Source organism: Microbacterium sp. LMI1x-1-1.1, from assembly GCF_040676205.1.
Lineage (GTDB): Bacteria > Actinomycetota > Actinomycetes > Actinomycetales > Microbacteriaceae > Microbacterium > Microbacterium aquilitoris.
In genome coordinates this window covers 757,949-776,308 of sequence record NZ_JBEGHM010000001.1, presented here as the reverse complement: position 1 = coordinate 776,308, position 18,360 = coordinate 757,949, and the positions used below count along the sequence as shown (strand labels likewise).

14 protein-coding genes are annotated in these 18,360 nt (G+C 68.6%); 12 read left to right on the top strand and 2 right to left on the bottom strand.

The features are described 5' to 3' along the window. Positions 1-51 precede the first annotated feature (51 nt). From MRBLMI1x_RS03750 to MRBLMI1x_RS03710, 9 genes are all read left to right on the top strand, one after another. Entirely contained in the window at positions 52-1,185 is a 1,134-nt protein-coding gene (locus MRBLMI1x_RS03750; RefSeq protein WP_363456194.1) for a glycosyltransferase family 2 protein, read from the top strand. Then, positions 1,185-1,445 carry a glutaredoxin family protein gene (locus MRBLMI1x_RS03745; RefSeq protein WP_028497448.1) on the top strand — a complete coding sequence of 87 codons (261 nt, stop codon included), beginning with the start codon at positions 1,185-1,187 and terminating at the stop codon, positions 1,443-1,445. Before MRBLMI1x_RS03750 ends, MRBLMI1x_RS03745 begins: the two co-directional genes overlap by 1 nt. Before the next feature lie 19 nt (positions 1,446-1,464). Then, positions 1,465-3,153, top strand: coding sequence for an aldehyde dehydrogenase family protein (locus tag MRBLMI1x_RS03740; protein WP_363456191.1), 1,689 nt, complete (start codon positions 1,465-1,467; stop codon positions 3,151-3,153). Positions 3,154-3,433: 280 nt separating this feature from the next. Next, a complete protein-coding gene (locus MRBLMI1x_RS03735; RefSeq protein WP_363456188.1) occupies positions 3,434-4,957 on the top strand; it encodes a sugar transferase in 1,524 nt (507 codons plus the stop codon). After that, positions 4,957-6,204: a DUF1972 domain-containing protein gene (locus tag MRBLMI1x_RS03730; RefSeq protein WP_363456185.1), complete on the top strand. Its 1,248-nt coding sequence runs from the start codon at positions 4,957-4,959 to the stop codon at positions 6,202-6,204. The genes MRBLMI1x_RS03735 and MRBLMI1x_RS03730 overlap by 1 nt, the downstream gene beginning before the upstream one ends. Positions 6,205-6,302: 98 nt before the next feature. Beyond that, the gene (locus MRBLMI1x_RS03725) at positions 6,303-7,292 is read left to right on the top strand and encodes an acyltransferase (RefSeq protein ID WP_363456182.1); all 990 of its coding nucleotides are present in this window, start codon (positions 6,303-6,305) and stop codon (positions 7,290-7,292) included. Beyond that, entirely contained in the window at positions 7,289-8,719 is a 1,431-nt protein-coding gene (locus MRBLMI1x_RS03720; protein ID WP_336125648.1) for a lipopolysaccharide biosynthesis protein, read from the top strand. Before MRBLMI1x_RS03725 ends, MRBLMI1x_RS03720 begins: the two co-directional genes overlap by 4 nt. 37 nt (positions 8,720-8,756) lie before the next feature. Beyond that, entirely contained in the window at positions 8,757-9,869 is a 1,113-nt protein-coding gene (locus MRBLMI1x_RS03715) for a polysaccharide pyruvyl transferase family protein (protein WP_311858653.1), read from the top strand. After that, positions 9,866-11,059, top strand: a complete 1,194-nt coding sequence (locus MRBLMI1x_RS03710; RefSeq protein WP_363456178.1) for a glycosyltransferase — start codon at positions 9,866-9,868, stop codon at positions 11,057-11,059. The genes MRBLMI1x_RS03715 and MRBLMI1x_RS03710 overlap by 4 nt, the downstream gene beginning before the upstream one ends. Here the strand turns inward: MRBLMI1x_RS03710 and MRBLMI1x_RS03705 are convergent. Then, positions 10,984-11,718 (bottom strand): hypothetical protein, encoded by a 735-nt coding sequence (locus tag MRBLMI1x_RS03705; RefSeq protein ID WP_363456175.1) that lies wholly within the window; start codon positions 11,716-11,718, stop codon positions 10,984-10,986. The two genes, MRBLMI1x_RS03710 and MRBLMI1x_RS03705, sit on opposite strands and share 76 nt — an antisense overlap. A gap of 341 nt (positions 11,719-12,059) precedes the next feature. On the opposite strand from MRBLMI1x_RS03705, the gene MRBLMI1x_RS03700 reads away from it, so the two are divergent. Both MRBLMI1x_RS03700 and MRBLMI1x_RS03695 read left to right on the top strand, forming a co-directional pair. Further along, the gene (locus MRBLMI1x_RS03700) at positions 12,060-13,466 is read left to right on the top strand and encodes a polysaccharide biosynthesis tyrosine autokinase (protein WP_363456172.1); all 1,407 of its coding nucleotides are present in this window, start codon (positions 12,060-12,062) and stop codon (positions 13,464-13,466) included. Then, a complete protein-coding gene (locus tag MRBLMI1x_RS03695) occupies positions 13,463-14,755 on the top strand; it encodes a hypothetical protein (protein ID WP_363456169.1) in 1,293 nt (430 codons plus the stop codon). Before MRBLMI1x_RS03700 ends, MRBLMI1x_RS03695 begins: the two co-directional genes overlap by 4 nt. On the opposite strand, the gene MRBLMI1x_RS03690 is transcribed toward MRBLMI1x_RS03695, so the two are convergent. Continuing rightward, entirely contained in the window at positions 14,682-15,749 is a 1,068-nt protein-coding gene (locus MRBLMI1x_RS03690) for an acyltransferase family protein (RefSeq protein ID WP_363456166.1), read from the bottom strand. The two genes, MRBLMI1x_RS03695 and MRBLMI1x_RS03690, sit on opposite strands and share 74 nt — an antisense overlap. Before the next feature lie 187 nt (positions 15,750-15,936). On the opposite strand from MRBLMI1x_RS03690, the gene MRBLMI1x_RS03685 reads away from it, so the two are divergent. Continuing rightward, positions 15,937-18,324 carry a right-handed parallel beta-helix repeat-containing protein gene (locus MRBLMI1x_RS03685; RefSeq protein WP_363456163.1) on the top strand — a complete coding sequence of 796 codons (2,388 nt, stop codon included), beginning with the start codon at positions 15,937-15,939 and terminating at the stop codon, positions 18,322-18,324. Positions 18,325-18,360 lie beyond the last annotated feature (36 nt).

The following is an 18,360-nucleotide window of genomic DNA, read 5'->3' as shown; positions in this document are numbered from 1 at the left end:
CCCGGCTAGGCTGAGACGTCCCCGTGCCCGCCGAGCATCGCGAGCCCCGCCATGGATCTGTCGATCATCGTCCCGACCTTCAACGAGGGTCCGAACATCGACGAGCTGTTGCGTCGCATCGGGGAGAGCCTCGAGGGGCGCGTGTTCGAGGTCGTCTTCGTCGACGACTCGACGGACGACACCCCGCAGGTCATCGCGGCCGCGGCGGAGGGCGCCCCGTTCCCCGTGCGCCTCATCCACCGGGAGAACGCCGATGCAGGCCTCGGCGGCGCGGTCGTCGCGGGATTCCAGGCGGCCACCTCGCGCTGGTGCCTCGTCATGGACGGCGACCTGCAGCATCCGCCCGAAGACATCCCCCGGCTGATCGAGCGGGCCGACCGAGGCGACGTCGACGTCGTCGTCGCCTCGCGCTACGCGTCCGGGGGCACGTCGAAGGGCCTCGCCGATGCGACCCGCACCGCCGTCTCGCGCGCCTCGACCGCGCTGACCAAGGCGATGTTCCCGCGGAAGCTCGCGAACTGCTCCGACCCGATGACCGGGTTCTTCCTGCTCGACACCCACGCCGTCGACGTCGGCGCGCTCCGCCCTCGAGGCTTCAAGATCCTGCTCGAAGTCCTCGCGCGACGTCAGCTGCGGGTCGACGAGGTCCCCTTCGACTTCGCCTCCCGCCACGCCGGCACCTCGAAGGCGACCTTCACGCAGGGCGTCCGCTTCCTGACCCAGCTCGCCATGCTGCGCTTCGGCCGGATGTCGGCGTTCGCCCTCGTCGGCGGGTTCGGCGCCATCGCGAACCTCGTCATCATGTGGGGTCTGATCCGACTGGGGATGGACTACGTGCCGGCGGCCATCGTCGCGAGCGTCATCACGATCATCACGAACTTCCTGCTGCTCGAGTACCTCGTCTTCGCCGACATGAGGTCCGAGTCGGGGCGGATGCTCACCCGGTTCCTCAAGTCGTTCTCTTTCAACGGCCTCGAAGCGATCATCCGCATCCCGGTCCTGTCGATCATCGTCGAGGCCACCCACATCCCCGCCGTGCTGGCCGCGGCTCTCACGCTCGTCGCCGCCTTCGTCCTGCGCTTCGTCTTCCACGCACTCGTCGTCTACGCACCGCGCCGGCCGATACGTGCCGTCGCGGCCCAGGAATCCGAGCCCGCAGCAGCGGGCGGGCGTACCCTGGACTGATGACCGACACGTCCACTCAGATCACGATGTTCGGCGCCGAATGGTGCCGCGACTGCCGCCGCACGAAGGCGCAGCTCGACAGCCTCGGAGTCGATTACCGGTACGTCGACCTCGAGGCTGAGCCCGACGCCGCCGACATCGCCCGTGAGATCTCCGGACGCACCAACATCCCGGTCGTGGTGTACCCCGACGCCACGCATCACGTCGAGCCCAGCAACGACGACGTCGCGGCGAAGCTCCGCGAACTGTCGCTCATCTGAGTCCACCGGCACAGCGACGATGACGACGACGTCACCGGCCACGCCGCACGAGCTCTCCCCCGAGGCCCGCACCGATCTCGACTCCGCCCTCACCCGGCTGCGCGTCGGTGCGAGCGAGTGGACCGCATTCACCGCTGCCGGGCGTCGTGATCTGCTCCGGCGCATCCGCTCCGCCGTCGCCGGTGCCGCCGACGATTGGGCGCGCATCGCCGCCGCGAGCAAAGGGCTCGAGCCGCGGCATCCGCTCGCCGGAGAAGAGTGGCTCGCCGGCCCGTACGCCGCCATCGTCGCGCTCGACGCGTACATCGGGACGCTCGACGCGCTCGCCCGCGGGCGCAGTCCGCTCGCCGGCGTCCGCACCGGCACCGCGCCCGGCGGTCGCACCGTCGTCCACACCTCGCCGCTGAACGTCGCCGACCGGATCCTCCTCTCGGGCTACACGACCGAGGTCTGGTTGCAGCCGGGCGTCACCGCGCACGAGGCGAGGGACGCCGCGGGCCTCGCCTCGCGGCATCCGCTCCGCAGCGGCGGGGTCGGCCTGGTCCTGGGCGCGGGGAACGTGACCTCGATCCCCTTCCTCGACGTGCTGTATGAGCTGCTCGCCGAAGGGCGCGTCGCACTGCTGAAGGTGAACCCCACGCAGGATGCGCTCGTGCCGGTGTTCGAGCGGGCGTTCGCGCCGCTCATCGAGGCCGGGTTCGCCGCAGTCGTGAGCGGAGGCGGCGACGTCGGGGCCTACCTGACGCGGCATCCCGAGATCGACCACGTCCACATCACCGGGTCGGAGACGACCTTCCATGCCATCGTCGGCTCCGGCGACGATCGCCTGCGCGTGCCGATCACCGCCGAGCTCGGCGGCGTGTCGCCGATCATCGTCGTGCCGGGGCGCTGGACGAAGGCCGATCTGCGGTTCCAGGCCGAGCACGTCGCCACGATGCGGCTGCACAACAGCGGGCACAACTGCATCGCCGGTCAGGTCGTGCTCCTCAGCCGCGACTGGGATCAGCGCGAGGACTTCGAGCGCGAGCTGCGCCGCGCCTTCGCGCGGACGCCGAAGCGGCCCGTCTGGTATCCGAACGCGGCGGCGCGGCTCGAGCACGTGCGCGAGGTCTACCCCGATGCCGAGTGGTTCGCCGACGGCACGCGGGCGATCGCAGTGGGTGACGGCGAGATCGAGACGACCGAGTACTTCGCCCCCGTGCTCGGGATCGTCGACCTGCCCGGCACCGGCGCCGCGTTCGTCGATGCCGCCGTCGCGCACGCGAACGAACGACTCACCGGAACCCTCGGCGCGAACGTCCTCGTAGACCCCGTCACCCAGCACCGCCTCGGCTCCCCGTTCGAAGAGGCGATGGCTCGCCTGCGCTACGGCACGGTGGCCATCAACGCGTGGACGGCGTTCGGGTTCCTCACCCCCACGGCGACGTGGGGCGCGTTCCCGGGCGGCACCGTCGACGACGCGCCGAGCGGCATCGGGATCGTTCATAACGCACTCCTGCTGGACGAGGTCGAGCGGAGCGTCGTCCGCGGACCGTTCCGTCCCTTCCCCCGCTCCCTCGGCCGCGGGCGCTTCTCGGTGCTGCCGAAGCCGCCGTGGTTCGTGACCTCGCGCACGGGACGCGCGGTGTCGGAGGGCTTCGCCCGGTTCCGGATCGACGGCCGCATCGGCCCGCTCGTCGTGACGCTCTCCCGCGCCTTCGGCGCCTGAGCCGAATCGCCCGGCGGCGCAGCCGGGGATCGCGGGCGCAGGGCTCTGACGACATGACGCGTCGGTTTACATCGAGTTAACGCCCCGCGCTCGCACGACCGTTCGTCGCACGCTACAGTTGCCATCGAGTGGATCGCGCGGCCGGGGGGTCGTGCGGAGGTTCTTGGGGGACCGCGAAGCTCATTGGGGAACTATGCATCCGCCTTGGGGGCGGGTGCAGTGATCGCACATTGCTTGGGGGCATGATGCGGACACCGTCCGATGTGTGTGGGGACGCACGATGAGCGCGGTCGAGGGCATCTCGCCCGGCCTGTCGCTGCCAGGGCTGAGCCCGCTGACGACCGTGCGCACGTGGGCTGGCGAAGCGCCGCGGGCATCCGCCGCGCTGGTCAGCCGTCAGCAGTGGGAGCGTCGCTTCCGCGTGCGGCTGCGAACCAGCGACACGGCGATCGTCGCAGTGGCCTGCGCGTTCGCGACCGTGCGCGTGACGGCATCGGGCGCCGTCGCCCCGGTCCCGTACAGCGCGATCGCGATCGCGCTCGCGACCGGCACGCTCTGGCTCGTCGCGCTGATGCTCTTCAACACCCGGTCGGCGAGCGTCATCGGCTCGGGCTCGGTCGAGTACGCCCGCGTCGCTCACGCGACCGGGCTCGCGTTCGGGCTTCTCGCGATCATGTTCGTCGTCTTCGAGTGGGGCGGGATCCGCGCGCAGCTGTTCACCGCTCTCCCCCTCGGGACACTCGCGCTCCTGTTCTCGCGATGGGGATGGCGGCGGTGGCTCGTCGCGCAGCGCGCCGAGGGCAGGTTCGCCTCGCGCACCGTCGTCGTCGGGTCGCGGGATGACGTCGAGTACGCGATCCGCACCCTCGGGCCCGCGGGCCAGCTCGGCTACCTCGTCGTCGGGGTCGCGCTCCTCGAAGGCGCCGGCGAGCGCGTGAGCGTCGACGGCGTCGACTACCCGGTGATGCACGGCGAGGACGCCGTCCTCCGTGCGTCGGAGATCTACGGAAGCGACACGATCGTCGTCGCGAGCCAGCCGGCGGGCGATCCCACGTATGTGAAGCGCCTCTCCTGGTCACTGGAGGGCACGGCTGCCGAGCTCGTGATCTCGAGCCGGCTCGCCGACGTCGCAGGACCGCGGATGTCGCTCCGGCCGGTCGAGGGGATGCCGCTCATCCACGTGAAGATCCCGACCTTCGAGGGGGCTTCCTTCTACGTCAAGCGGGCGCTGGACATCCTGGTATCGACCACCGCCCTCCTCGCCTTCGCTCCGGTGGCCGCGGTCATCGCTCTCGCCATCAAGACGAACGACGGCGGCCCGGTCTTCTTCCGCCAGGCGCGCGTCGGCCGAGACGGGCACGAGTTCGCGATGCTGAAGTTCCGGACGATGCGGGTGGATGCCGAGTCCGAGCTCGCCGCGCTGCTCGCCCGCAACGAGGGCTCGGGCCCGCTCTTCAAACTGAAGCAGGACCCCCGGGTCACCCGCGTCGGCCAGATCCTCCGGAGGTTCTCGCTCGACGAGGTACCGCAGTTCTGGAACGTCCTGCGCGGCGACATGAGCGTCGTCGGCCCGCGCCCGCCGCTGCCCGCCGAGGTCACCGCCTACGACGGAACCGTCTTCCGCCGTCTCTACATCAAGCCCGGCATCACCGGACCGTGGCAGGTCGGCGGACGGAGCGACCTCTCCTGGGAGGAGAGCGTCCGCCTCGACCTCCGCTATGTCGAGAACTGGACCGTCATGACCGATCTCGTCCTGATGTGGCGAACCGCCAAAGTCATGGTCACACGTGAGGGAGCGTACTGATGGTCATCGAAATCCCGCACCCGCTCGACACCGACGCCGACCGCGGTCGGCACCGGACGCAGACCCTCGAGACGCGGACGCTCCACATCGCGATGATCGGCACCCGGGGGGTGCCGGCCTGCTACGGCGGCTTCGAGACGGCGGTCGAGGAGATCGGTCGTCGCCTCGTCGAACGCGGCCACGACATCACGGTCTACTCGCGAGGCGCGAGGACGCGGACCTCGGAGTACCTCGGCATGAGGGTCGTCCACCTTCCGGCCGTCCCCGTGAAGCAGCTCGAGACCCTCAGCCACACCGGGCTCTCCGCCGTGCACGCCGTGTTCGGCCGGCGGACGGATGCGGCCTTCGTGTTCAACGCCGCGAACTCGCCGTTCCTCCCGGTCCTGCGTGCCCGCGGCATCCCGACCGCCCTCCACATGGACGGTCTCGAATGGAAGCGCTCGAAGTGGGGCCGGCGCGGCAAGGCCTACTACCGCTGGGCGGAGGAGTTCGGCGTGCGGACGGCCGACGCCCTCATCGCGGACGCCCCCGGCATCCGCGAGTACTACGACCGCGAGTTCGGGGTCCCGACGGAGCTGATCCGCTACGGAGCACCCATCCTGGACGGTGCACCGACCGACGGCGTCCGCGCTCTCGATCTCACCCCCGGCGGGTACCACCTGGTCGTCGCGCGGTTCGAGCCCGAGAACCATGTGCTCGAGATCGTGGCCGGCTATCGGGCCAGCTCCGCGACCACTCCGCTCGTCGTGGTCGGCTCGGCGCCGTACGCCGCCGAGTACACGCAGCGCATCCGCGCCGCGGCCGGCGACGACCCCCGCATCCGCTTCCTGGGCGGCGTGTACGACCAGGACCTGCTCGACGCGCTGTACTTCCACGCGACGTCGTACGTGCACGGGCACTCGGTCGGCGGGACGAACCCCTCGCTCCTGCGCGCCATGGGCGCCGGCACCGCCGTGCTCGCCTACGACGTCGGCTTCAACCACGAGACCCTCGACGAGCACGGCCTGTTCTTCGCGGATGCCGCCGAGGCCACCCGCCACTTCAGCACCCTCGAGAGCGATCCCGTCAGGGTCGCCGCACTCGGTCTGCACGCCCGCGAGCGCGCTGCCGCAGCGTTCCGGTGGGACGACGTGACCAGCGATTACGAAGACCTGGCGAGGCGTCTCGCCCAGGGGGAGTCCATGCACGCTCGAGGCCGCCGGGCTCGCCGCGACAGCCGAGCGCACAGCCTGAGGGGCACCGGATGAGGGCGAGGAACGCACTCATCGCACCGGGTCATGATGTGCCGGGACGCCATACGGCAGGGTGGGCGCCGACGTCACGGACGACGGGACGCGTCGAGTGGATGGACACCCTTCGAGGCACCGCCATACTCCTCCTCATCGTCTGGCACGCATCGTCCATCCCGGTGCGATTCGGGTTCGATATGCCGACCTGGCTGTTCCTTGTGAACGAAGCGTTCCTGCCCTGGCGGATGCCGACTCTCATGTTCCTGTCAGGGCTGCTCTTGGCGGGCTCGCTCCGCAAGCCCGCGTCCGTCTACACCGTCGGCAAGGTGAGGAATCTGCTCTGGCCCTACGCCTTGTGGGCCGCTGTCTACTTGTCGCTCTTCCCCGGATCCGGTGAGGCGATCAGCGACCCGATGTCGTGGTTCGGCGCGGGGTACCTGTGGTTCATCCTCTATCTCTTCGGCTACAACCTGGTGGCCCCGCTGGTCGTCCGCGCGCCGTGGTGGATCGCACTCCCGGCATTCACCGTCGGCGCGATCCTCATCCCGCATCCCTCGCCCCAGAAGATCTGCTTCTTCGCGGTGTTCTTCTTCGCCGGCCACTACGCCCGCACGCTGATCCCGTTCGTCCTCAATGCACCGCGCACGCTCGTCGGCGCCGTCGGCCTCGTCGCTGCGGCCTTCACCGCGGCATCGGTGACGCTGTCCGCGGTGACCGGAGCGCATTTCTTCGAGTTCGCACCCGCGTCGATCGTCTTCGAGCTCGCGCTCATCGCGCTCAGCATCCGCGTCGCGCACGCGCTCGGTCGTCGGGCATCGAAAAGCCCCCTCCGGCGCGGGATCGCGTGGATCGGTCGCAATTCCGTGGTCTTCTACCTGACGCACTTCCCGCTGATGATCATTGCGTGCGTGATCGCCCGACAGACCGCCGATGCGCTCGGACTGTGGATCGTCGGAGTCTGCTGCGCCACCGCACTTCTCGGCGGCGTCCCCCTGGCGCTGGCGAATCGCCACTGGAGTGTCTCCTGGCTGTTCCGCGCACCGAGCCTTCCCCACGGGAGAACTCTCATCACCGCTCGCCCCCGGACCGTCGGCGGTGCCGCATGACGGCCGCCGAAACCGTCCGTGCCCGCAGCGACGCCGCGAGCGAAGAGTCGCCTGACATCGACGTCGACGTCGCACGCCGGCTCGGAACGCGACGAGGAATGCTCGCGTCCGTCGGCGGCAGCGCGATCGCTCGCCTGACGGTGATGCCGCTCAGCGCGCTCCTGGGCATCGTCGTCACACGACTCATCCTCGACAATTACGGTGAAGCGACGTACGCCCAGTACACGCTCCTGGTCGGCATCGCGGCACTTCTGCCCTTCGCAGACCTGGGACTGTCCGCCGCGATCCTGAATGCCGCATCCGCAGCCGGAAACCCCCGCACAGACCTGAACTTCCGGGGTGTCCTCGTCTCGTGCATCCGCCTTCTGGCGTGTTGCGCGCTGGTACTTCTGACGGTCGCCGTGGGCATCTACGCCTTCGGGTACTGGGACGCTCTGCTCGGCGACGGGTTGAGCCTGGATTCGGGGGCCCTCGCCGCGACGCTCTGCCTCGCCATCCTCGCCCTCAATCTGCTCGTCTCCTTCGGGCAGCGCATCCTGATCGCGTTGGGCCTGAACACCCTCGTCGTCCTGCTGGGAGCCCTGCAGACGCCGATCGTCCTCCTCGTGCTCTGGCTGACGATCTCGGCCGGCGCGGGCGGCGGCTACATCGCCGTGGCGTCGTACGCAGGCACCTTCCTGGTCAGCGTCATCGCCTTCGTCGTCGCCGTTCGCCGGACCTCGCCCACGATCGGCATCGCGATCCGTCAGAGCTTCAGCCCCCGCGTGCGCGGAGAGCGCGTGCTCAACGTGGCATGGCCGATGCTCGTGCAGATGATCGCCCTTCCTATCGCGATGTCCTCGGACCGTCTGGTGCTCAGCCATCTCGCCTCGCTCGATGACCTGACCGAGTACAGCTTGACGATGCAGATGTTCGGCCCGGCACTCGGGGTTCTCACCACGGCGGGAATGTCCCTGTGGCCGGTCTTCGCCCGGGCTCGCGCCACGGGAACCGCCACACCCTTCTCGCCGCACGCGATGGCCGGGATGTTCGCGGCGCTCGCGCTCATCGGCGGAACGCTCATCGTCTCGCTCTCAGGGTGGCTCGCCGAACTCGCCTCGGGTGGGCGCATCCATCTCGGCTGGCCGATCCTCGTGGCAGGGGCCATCTTCATCGTCGTCCAAGCGGTCAAGCAGCCGTACGGTATGGCGCTCACCGATCCGAGAGGTCTCGCCTTCCAGGCGGTCTGCGCGCTCGTGCTCCTTCCCGTGAACCTGGGGTTGACGATCTCCCTCACACCGAGCCTCGGTGCACCCGGGCCGCTCATCGGCTCCATCGTCGCCGTCGTCATCTGCCAGCTGGCGCCCAACATGATCCTCGTCCGGCAGCGCGCGCGTCGCGCCGCGCTCGTCGACGAGACACGAGAGACAGGAGTCCGCCATCAGTGACGTGTTGTCAGAAGAGGCGCCCGTTCGCACTTCGCCCGTGAGGCTCGCACAAGTCGGCGACTACTCCGTGTCCAACTGGGGCGATCAGCTCTACCCGGGTGTGACCGCTGACCTGCTCCGCCGCATCGGGCTCCTCTCCGAGATCACGCATTTCGCTCCTCTTGCGGGAACCACCCTGGCCGGCGAGCCGATCCGCCCACTGCGCGAGATAAGGCGGTCGGATGCCACTGCTGTGCTGGTCGGCGGCGGGGACCTCGTGCGCTTCGATACGACCACCGTCGCTCTCGACCACATGGCCATACCGGAGGCGGAACGGCATGGGCGCCTCCTCCGACTGCGAGCGGCGTGGTTCGCTCGAAGGCACTTCCTCGCCGGCCCCGGAGTGTGGCTCCCGGAGGACGACTGGGTCCGCGGCGCGCCGACGGTCCTGGTCTCCGTGGGAGCCCGTCGGATGGCGCACGATGCCCGAGCACGAGCGGTCGTGACTCGACTGCGCGGCGTGTGGGTGCGGACGTCACACGCCGCACAGCAGTTCCAGGCGGCGGGCGTCGACGCTTCGCGCATCGTCCTGGCGCCCGACATGGTCTTCGCTCACCCGGCACTGTCCGATCCCCAAGGTTCAGCCGACCGAGGCCGACAGGTCATCCGTCGGCGACTCGGCATCGACGAGCCACTCGTCGTCTTCCATGCCGCGGCGTTCCACGGCTGGCCTGAGGCCCGGATCGAAGCCGCCCTGCGGTCTCTGGCCGGCCTCCCCGTCGCTGTCCTCTCACTGGGCGCCTATTCCGGCGAGGACCGCGCTCTGGCCGCGGCAGCCGAGCGAACCGGTGTCGGCGCCCTCATCGGCCTCGACGCGGACGAGATCGTCTCGGTGTTCGCCGCGGCGGGGGTGGTCTTCACGACGAGCATGCATGCAGCGATCGTCGCGGGCTCGTTCGGCACCCCCGTGCTCACCCCCGGCGTGGCGAAGACCGCCGAGGCTTTCGCGGCGTGCCCCGTCCCCCCGCGCGTCGAAGGCGTCAGCGACGAGGATCTGGCCGAGACCGTGCGCGCCCGACGCGGCGAACGCGTGTCGCATGACCCGACCCCCAATGCCCGAGCCGCAACGACAGCGATGACGTCGATCCTCACGATGGCCGGAGTGCTGTGACCACGCTGCAAACGGTCCTCGTGGCGCACCCCGGGGCGGAGTTGTTCGGCTCCGACCGGATGCTGCGTGAGTCCGTTGCAGGGCTTCGCGAGGGCGGCGCACGAGTCGTCGTGGTCGTGCCCACGGCCGGTCCCCTGATCCACGAGCTGCGCACTCTCGGCGCTGAGGTCGTCATCGCTCCTGGCCTCGTGCTCCGCAAGGCGCTCCTGCGACCGTCGGGGTGGTTGCGGTTGGTCAGAGAGGCCCTGCGCGGTTTCGGTTCGGCGTGGCGGCTCATCCACCGCGTGAAACCCGACGCGGTGTACGTCAGCACCATCACCATCCCGCTGTGGCCGCTGGTCGCGTGGTTGCGCCGAGTGCCGGTCGTCAGCCATGTCCACGAAGCCGAGGCCTCGGGGAGTGTCCTGGTGAACCGGATGCTGTACATGCCCCACATGCTGGCTCAAGAAGTGCTGGTGAACAGTCGTTTCAGCCAGGAGACGATACGACAAGCGCTGCCGAAGCTCGCCTCCCGCGCGCAGCTCGTCCTCAACGGCGTCGTCGGCCCGGATCGGCCCGAGCCGCCTCGGGCCGACACCGACGGGGCCCTCCGCGTTCTGTACATGGGGCGCTTGTCTCCTCGGAAAGGGCCTGATCTGGTCCTCTCCGCGGCGTCTCTGCTCGCCCGAGAAGGCCTTCCGGTCGATGTCACGCTCGTGGGCGACACCTTCCCCGGATACGAGTGGTTCGGAGCGGAGTTGAGGCAGCAAGCGTCACGCGCGCCGAGGAGGATGTCGGTCCGCTTCGCGGGCTTCCAGCCCGATGTGTGGAGCTATGTCGCAGCGTCGGACGTCATCGTCGTGCCTTCGCGGATCGACGAGCCGTTCGGCAACACGGCCGTCGAGGCCGTCCTCGGCCTGCGCCCGGTCATCGTCGCCGACACCAGTGGTCTGCGCGAGGCCGCCGACAGGTACGCCACGGCGCGCATGGTGCCCGTCGACGAGCCGGAGGCCATCTCAGCCCAGCTCCGGGCACTCTCGGAGTCGTGGGCGGCGGTGACAGCGGATGTCGAACGGAGCCGGGCCGAAGCCCTCCGACGACACTCCCCCGAGTCCTACCGCGCGACCGTTCGCCGTCACGTCGAACGAGCGGTGCGTTCCGCCTCGTCCATCAGCGTCGCGGCCGATCGACGGCGCGGCAGAAGGCGGTAAGTGCGAAGCCCTCGACCCTTGGCCACATCGTTCGGCAGATGATCGACGCCTCGAAGGAACTCCCGCCCCTCCTCCTGTGCAGCATCCCAGGAGTACGTGCTCGCGACCTTGCGGCTCGCGTGCACGACGGCGGCTGCGTCGATCACTCCCATGGCCAGGCCGGCGTCCTCCATGAGACGGGCCCACTGGAAGTCCAGCCCCCACCCCCAGCGAAGGTCCGCCGGGAACGGCAGCAGGAGCCGTGCGGCATCCGCGCGCACCAGTGTGACCGGACCGATCTCGACGAACCTCGTGGTTCGAGCGACACTCAGCAGACGACGCTTCGCAACCGCCCAGTTCGCGTTGCTGAACCGCGTCTGCGCCGGCTGCGCGAGGGCGAGGTCGAGCCGCTCGCACACTTCGATCGCGAGATCCAGGAACCCGTGCGGAAGGACGACGTCGTCATCGATGATCACGAGCCAATCCACCTCGGGCAGATCCCGCACCAAGACGTTGAGATTCTGGAACTTGCCGGCGACGAGATGGTCGGCGCCGGTGTCCGCCTGCATCGCCGCCGGGACGTCCCCCATGGCCCCGAGGTGGATCTTCACCTCGTGGCGCGATGCCCTCAGCTCCGTGACGGCCGCGCGGATGGGCTCCGCGTTCCGATAGATGCCCACCACACCGACGCTGCGGGGCGGCCCTTTTCGCACCGCGCCGACGCCTCGCGCGAACACCTCGTCCACGGCCTCGGACAACCGACGCCCCAGACGCCTGACCCCAAACCCACTCGTGCGCATGCGACTCCCCAAGTCTGCGTATTCCCCAGGTCAGACGATACCGCTCGTCGTCACGATTCACACACTTCCGACATCGCACGAGGAGGCGACCCCGTAGAATGCGGAGAGGAAAAGCGTCCGCTGGGGCCGTTGGGGCGGACGGGATGCTTGGGGGGATCTGCCATGGTGGATGACGTCGTCCGCGCGGGGAACGTGCGCTCGGGTGCATCGAGGACTGCACGGTGAGCCTCAACGACTACTTCCTCGCCCTGCGCAAGCAGTGGCTGGCCATCCTCGTACTCGCTTTCCTGGGCGCCGCGATCGGATACGGCTATGCGCAGACGCAGACCGACGTGTACCGCGCACAGTCATCCGTCCTGGTCCTTCCGGCGCGCGGCGACAGCACAGCCGAGCTCGTTCAAGGGTCGAGCTACGTTCAGAGCCTCGTCAACACCTACGCGCTGGTGGCGACGTCTCCGGTCGTGCTCGAACCGGTGATCGATCGACTCGGGCTCTCGATATCACCACGCGCCCTCGCCGGACAGGTCACCGTCGAAACACCCCTGGACTCCGCCGTCCTGAACATCACGGTGACCGGAGGGTCGCCCTCGGGGACTGCGAGGATCGCGAACGCGATCGCCACCGAGCTCGCTGACGCCGTCGAGGGGCTGTCCCCGCAGACGAACACTTCCGGCCCGGCCGTCCGGATCGAGACGATCAGCCCGGCCGCGGAGTCACGCGTTCCCATCGCGCCCAACACGAGACTGCTCATCATCGTGGGCGCCCTCGCAGGCCTGGTCGCCGGCATGGTGTACGCCTGGCTCCGCCGGCTCCTCGCAACCCGCCTTCAATCCCGCGAGGACATCGCCGGGGTAACGGAGACGCCGGTGCTCGGCGAGGTCACCGGCGTCGCACGCGGCTCGACACTGCCCGATGCCGTTCGCAGAGCAGAGACAGGGCTGGCTGCCGAGTCCATCCGCGGCGTCGCCGCCGGACTCCGCTTCGCCAACGTCGACGGCGACACGAGCGTCATCCTCGTCACCTCCGCGACCTCCAACGAGGGCAAGTCCTCCGTGGCCCTCTCGACGGCTCTGATCCTTGCTGAACAGGGCCAACGGGTTCTGCTCATCGACGCCGACCTCCGACGTGGTTCGATCGCGAGGATGACCGGGCTCGAGGGCGGCGTCGGCGTGACGACCATCCTGGTGGGCGACATCGGCTTCGGCGAGGCTATCCAGCACTGGGGAACGAGCAATCTCAGCGTTCTCGCGAGCGGAACCATCCCGCCGAATCCTGGCCAACTTCTGACGTCCGACCACCTGCGAGAGCTGGTCAAGGATGCACGTGCACGCTTCGACGTGGTCGTGATCGACAGCCCGCCCGTCCTCGCCGTGAGCGACCCGCTCTGGCTCGCACCCGTCGTCGACGGCATCCTCGTGGTCGCCAGACACCGCTTCACGAAGCGCCAGGCTCTCCGACGCACCCTGGACGAGCTCGAATCCACGCGCACGCGGATTCTCGGCATCGTTCTCAACGCCGTCAAGCGTGTCGACTCGAGCCCGTACCACGACAATGCCTACGCGACGTCGCAACCATCACGATGGCGCAAGAGCGAGCGTCTAGGCGGGAGAACGAAGGCGCGGGCGTGAGCACCCGCGCGGTCCTTCCGAGCAGCACCACCTTCCTCCAGAGGAAGTGGACGGCTGAATCCGTCGTGGCGATGGTCGTGTGCGTCGTCATCGGGCTGAGACTCACTCTTCCTTTCAACGTTCCGGTCGGCGGCGCCCTCGGACTCCTTCTGATACCGCTGTGGCTCCCCCTACTTCGCCGCGCTCGTCTCTTCGTCGCCCTGGCGGCCCTTCTGGTCGTAGCCGCCGCGGCAGGAGTGCTTCTCACCTGGTGGATGGCGGCAGAACGCGCCTCCCTCCCTTCGGCGGTCATCGAACGCAGCGCCGTCGCGCTCGGCCTGCTCGGGGCGGTTGGAGCTCTCCTGTGGGCCCGGACGCTCGTGGGACTGTCGACCGTGGCCATCACGTACGGGGCCGGGATGGCCCTCGGAATCGCGGGCGACCTCGGCGGCAACGTCAGCTGGAGGTTCACCTTCTCGATCCCCCTGACGATCCTGCTCCTGGCCTTGGCTGCCCGCCGAGATCGATTCGTGCCTCAACTCGTCGTGGTCATCCTGCTCGCAGCGATCGGTGCCGTGAACGACGCGCGATCCAACACGGCCATGCTCATGCTGGCCGCAGTCGTCTTGATCTGGCAGCGAATCGGCCGGGCGACGGGGACCACACGACGGCGTGCCGGCAACATCGTGGGCGTCATCCTCTTCGGAGTGGCCGTCTTCTTCCTCGCGCAGGCCGCCATCCTCGAGGGGTTCTTCGGAGAAGCGACGAAGGATCGCACACAGGCACAGATCGATGAGTCGGGATCGCTTCTCCTGGGCGGCCGACCCGAGATCGCGGCATCCGAGGCCCTCATTCGGCTCCACCCGCTCGGCTTGGGATCAGGAATCGTCGCCTCGCGCGCCGACATCACAGCGGCAAAGTCCTCGATGGCTGCCATCGGGTACGACCCGCACAACAATTACGTCGACAGATTCATGTTCGGCGGGGGAATCGAAGTCCATTCGATGCTCGGCGACTTCTGGCTGTGGTTCGGACTACCCGGACTCATGGCGTGCGCAGTGATCGCGGCCATCGCAGGGCTCGGCCTGGAGCGCGCCCTCCGCGAGGGTGCGTGCACAGCGCTGGCGATCTACCTCGCCACGCGGCTCCTCTGGGATCTCGCGTTCAGCCCGGCTGTCTCGGCGATGAAAACCCTTCCCTTGGCGTTGGTCGTGCTGGCCGTGCCCGTAGCAGCCGTCATCGCGCAGCGCTCGTCGGGTCGGCAGGATGCGCCACCAGGAGACCTCGCGGGGGATCAAAGAGGAACCTGAGGGGCGGGCGAGTCGATAGTCGGTGGAGGCCGAGAGACAGCGCAATCGCCACGCATGCGGTGACCGGCGGCAAGAACAGCGCGGCAGCCCGCACGATCTCAATGTTCTCCCCGAGCGCGACGCCTGCAGTCAGGAGGATGACGATCGGCGTGTGCGCGAGGTAGACCGGCAAGGTACGCGATCCGAGCCGCACGACAAGCGCGGAACGCTGCAACACCTGGCTGATGGCGATGCCCGCGAGCACCCCCAGACAGGCGAGCGCCGGATACACCCCCGGGATGCGCCCGAGGTCGAAGACGGTCACAGCCCATGCAGCCGCCGCCCAGCCGGTGAAGACCAGGCCGCGAAGAAGCCACCCGCTTCGCGCGGCGTAGGAGAACAGAGCCCGCCTTCCCACCATGCCTATCAGGAAGAACACGTAGTACTTGCAGGCGCCGGTCCAGCTGGGCGACGGAAGGGGCAGGACGTCGGTGAACGCGACGATGGACGCCGCTGCCGCGACCGGGATCGTGACGGCGGCAGGGACCCGGCGCAGCGCCCTGTTGAGGAGGAAGAACAGAGCCAATGCCCAGATGAACCAGAGTTCGAATCGCGGGACGAGGGGCGAGATCACGGTGTCGAAGACCTCTCGACGCAGGTTGATCTCGACTCCGTGAACTGTTTGTCCGAGGAGGTACGGTCCGAGCCCCAGCAGCTCCCAGAGCAGGAAGACCCAGACGAACAGCCGAAGCTTCGAGTTCCACAGCTGAGCGAGCGGCACCGAGGCCCACTTGGCAGCGAAGAGACCGGCCAGCGTGAAGAACAGCGGCATCCGCATCGTCGCGAGGACATCGTTGAGCCAGATCCATCCCGACACATCACCCGCCACACCGGCGAGCCATCGTGCGGAGTGGAAGAGGACGACGAGGGCGATCGCCAGCCCCTTGCCGGCGTCGACCCAGTCGACACGACCCTGCGGAAGCGTCGACTCGCGCCGCCACACTGATCCGAACACGATGACCCCCCATCACCGACGCAGCCCCAACCGCGCACCCCACGCACCCCTGCGCAGATGAAAAGTGTCTCATGGCGAAAGGCCTCGGGCACGCCCCATGTTCTGATGAGTCTCCGTCCGCGCCCCCTACCCGAAGGCGAACGCCGAGATGTCACTCCCCCCAGCCCTCACTCGTTCCCGATTGCGGATGACCGCTGCTGCCATCGCGCTCAGCCTCGTCGCAGCCGGCTCCGTCTTCACCGCGACTGGAGCAGCGGCAGCGACACGCGTCACCGACTCCTTCAGCCGCACTGTCGCGACCGGCTGGGGGACCTCGACCTCCGGGGCCGCGTGGACGACCTCCTCTTCGCGTGTCACGAGCGTGCGCGACGGGGCCGCCGCGGTCCTGCAAGCGCCCGGAACGGCGACGGTTCAGTCGATCCGTTCCCTCGCAGCCACGGACTCGATCCTCAGTGCGACCGTCTGGCCCGAGAAGGCGACCACCACGGGCAATGGATCGACGATCTCACTGGCACTCCGTTCGGACGGCAAGTATTCGTACCAGGCGCGCGTGGGCTTCGGCAGAAGCGGGGTGAACCTCTGGATCAGCCGCTTCGACGGTTCGAGTGGCCGGGAAGTCGTGCTCCGCTCTCTCAAACCGATCAAGGAGCTCCCCGCCGGCGCGCACGTTCGCGCCGAGTTCTCGCTGACGGGGACGTCTCCCGTGAAGATCCGCGCGAGGATCTGGACGGATGGCGCGACCAAGCCCGAGTGGCAGGCGTCCTTCGACGACGCCAGCGCGCAGCGCATCGCACGGGCGGGCTACCCCGCCATCTCGACCTATCTGTCGTCGAGCTCCCCCTCGAACACCGTGCGCATCGATGACGTCGACATCTCGGATGCCGCGTCCCCCACGCCCACCCCGACTCCGCCCCCCACGCCCCCTGTGGCGAACGGTTCGGTGGGGAGCGCGCCGGTCGGCAGCACCAGCTACCCCGTCCCTGCCCGCGCGATCTTCGTCGCGCCGAGAGGCACCCAGACAGGCTCGGGAACGGCGAACGATCCGTACGGGAGTGCCGCGTACGCCGTCTCGCGGGCACCTTCGGGTTCGACCATCGTGCTCCGCGGCGGCACCTACCGGGAGTACGTCTACGTCGGATTCAACAAGGCGCTCACGATCCAGGCCTACCCGGGGGAGGCGGTCTGGTTCGACGGCAGTTCGCCGGTGACCGACTGGGTGAGGTCGGGCAACACGTGGGTGAAGACGGGGTGGACCCACCGATTCGATCACTCCGTGTCGTTCACAGCGGGTCGGGACGACACCTCGCGGTTCGTCGACGACACCAATCCGCTCGCCGGGTACCCCGATCAGGTGTGGATCGACGATCAGGCTCTGAGACAGGTCGGCTCGGCGAGCGCGGTCACCGCAGGCACCTTCTTCGTCGACGAAGGCGGCCGACGCCTGGTGATCGGCTCCGACCCGAACGGCAGGCGCGTGGAGGCCAGCACCCTGGCCCGGGCGTTCAAGGTGCAGGGCAAGCACACGACGCTTCGGGGATTCGGTGTCGAGCGCTATGCGACGACGGTCTCCATGATGGGCGCGGTGACCGCAGAGGTCGATGACATCTCGCTCGAGAACATGGTGGTGCGCGACAACGCGACCATCGGTGTCTACGCATGGAACGACGTCAAGAACTTCCGTCGTCTGACAGTGACGGGCAACGGACTGATGGGACTCGGCGTCAACAAGGCAGCGGATGTCTCCCTGACGGATTCGGTCATCGCGCGCAACAACGCGCAGCGCTTCAAGCCGGCGCCTGCCGCGGGTGGCGTGAAGATCACAGAAGCGGACGGGGTCCGGGTGGATGGCAACATCGTCTCCGACAACATCGGCTCGGGTGTCTGGTTCGACGTCAACTCACGCGACATCCGTGTGACAGGCAACACGGTCTCCGACAACACGACCACCGGCGTTCAGATCGAGCTGAGCGAGAACGCGATCATCGCCGACAACCATCTCTCGAGAAATGTCCTCGGCGCCAAGATCATGAACAGCGGCGAGGTCGACATCTGGAACAACACCATCGACGCCGCCACCCGCGCGCTCAGCTTCGCTCAGGACGAGCGGCGCCAGCCGGTGTCGGGTCTGAAGTCGATCATCCCGTGGCTCCTCGACGACGTGACCGTCCGCAACAACGTCATCTCCTACGGCACCGACTCGAGCACCTGCCCCATCCTCGCCCAGGATTCCGAACGCCGACTCGTCGGCGCTGGAGTGGGAGTGGCGATGGACAGCAACGTCTACTTCCGGCGAGACTCCTCGACCCCCGCCAACCTCGCGTGCTGGGCAAACGGCGCCAACGGCACGAAAAGCGTGAAGACCCTTTCCGAGCTGACGGCGTTCACGGGCAACGACAGGAATTCGGCACTGTGGACAGGCACGCCGATCCTCTCGTCCTCGTTGACCGTCCGCAGCGATGTGCTCGCTTCACCGCGCGCCTCGCTGTCCGGGTTGCCGTCGGACGTCGCAGCCTCCATCGGCGTCGCAGCGGGAACGAAGCGGCCGGGCGCGTTCTCACCCGCCCTGGGCCGGTGATCGAGGTTCGTACCCGTGCGCCGTACGTGAGCCATA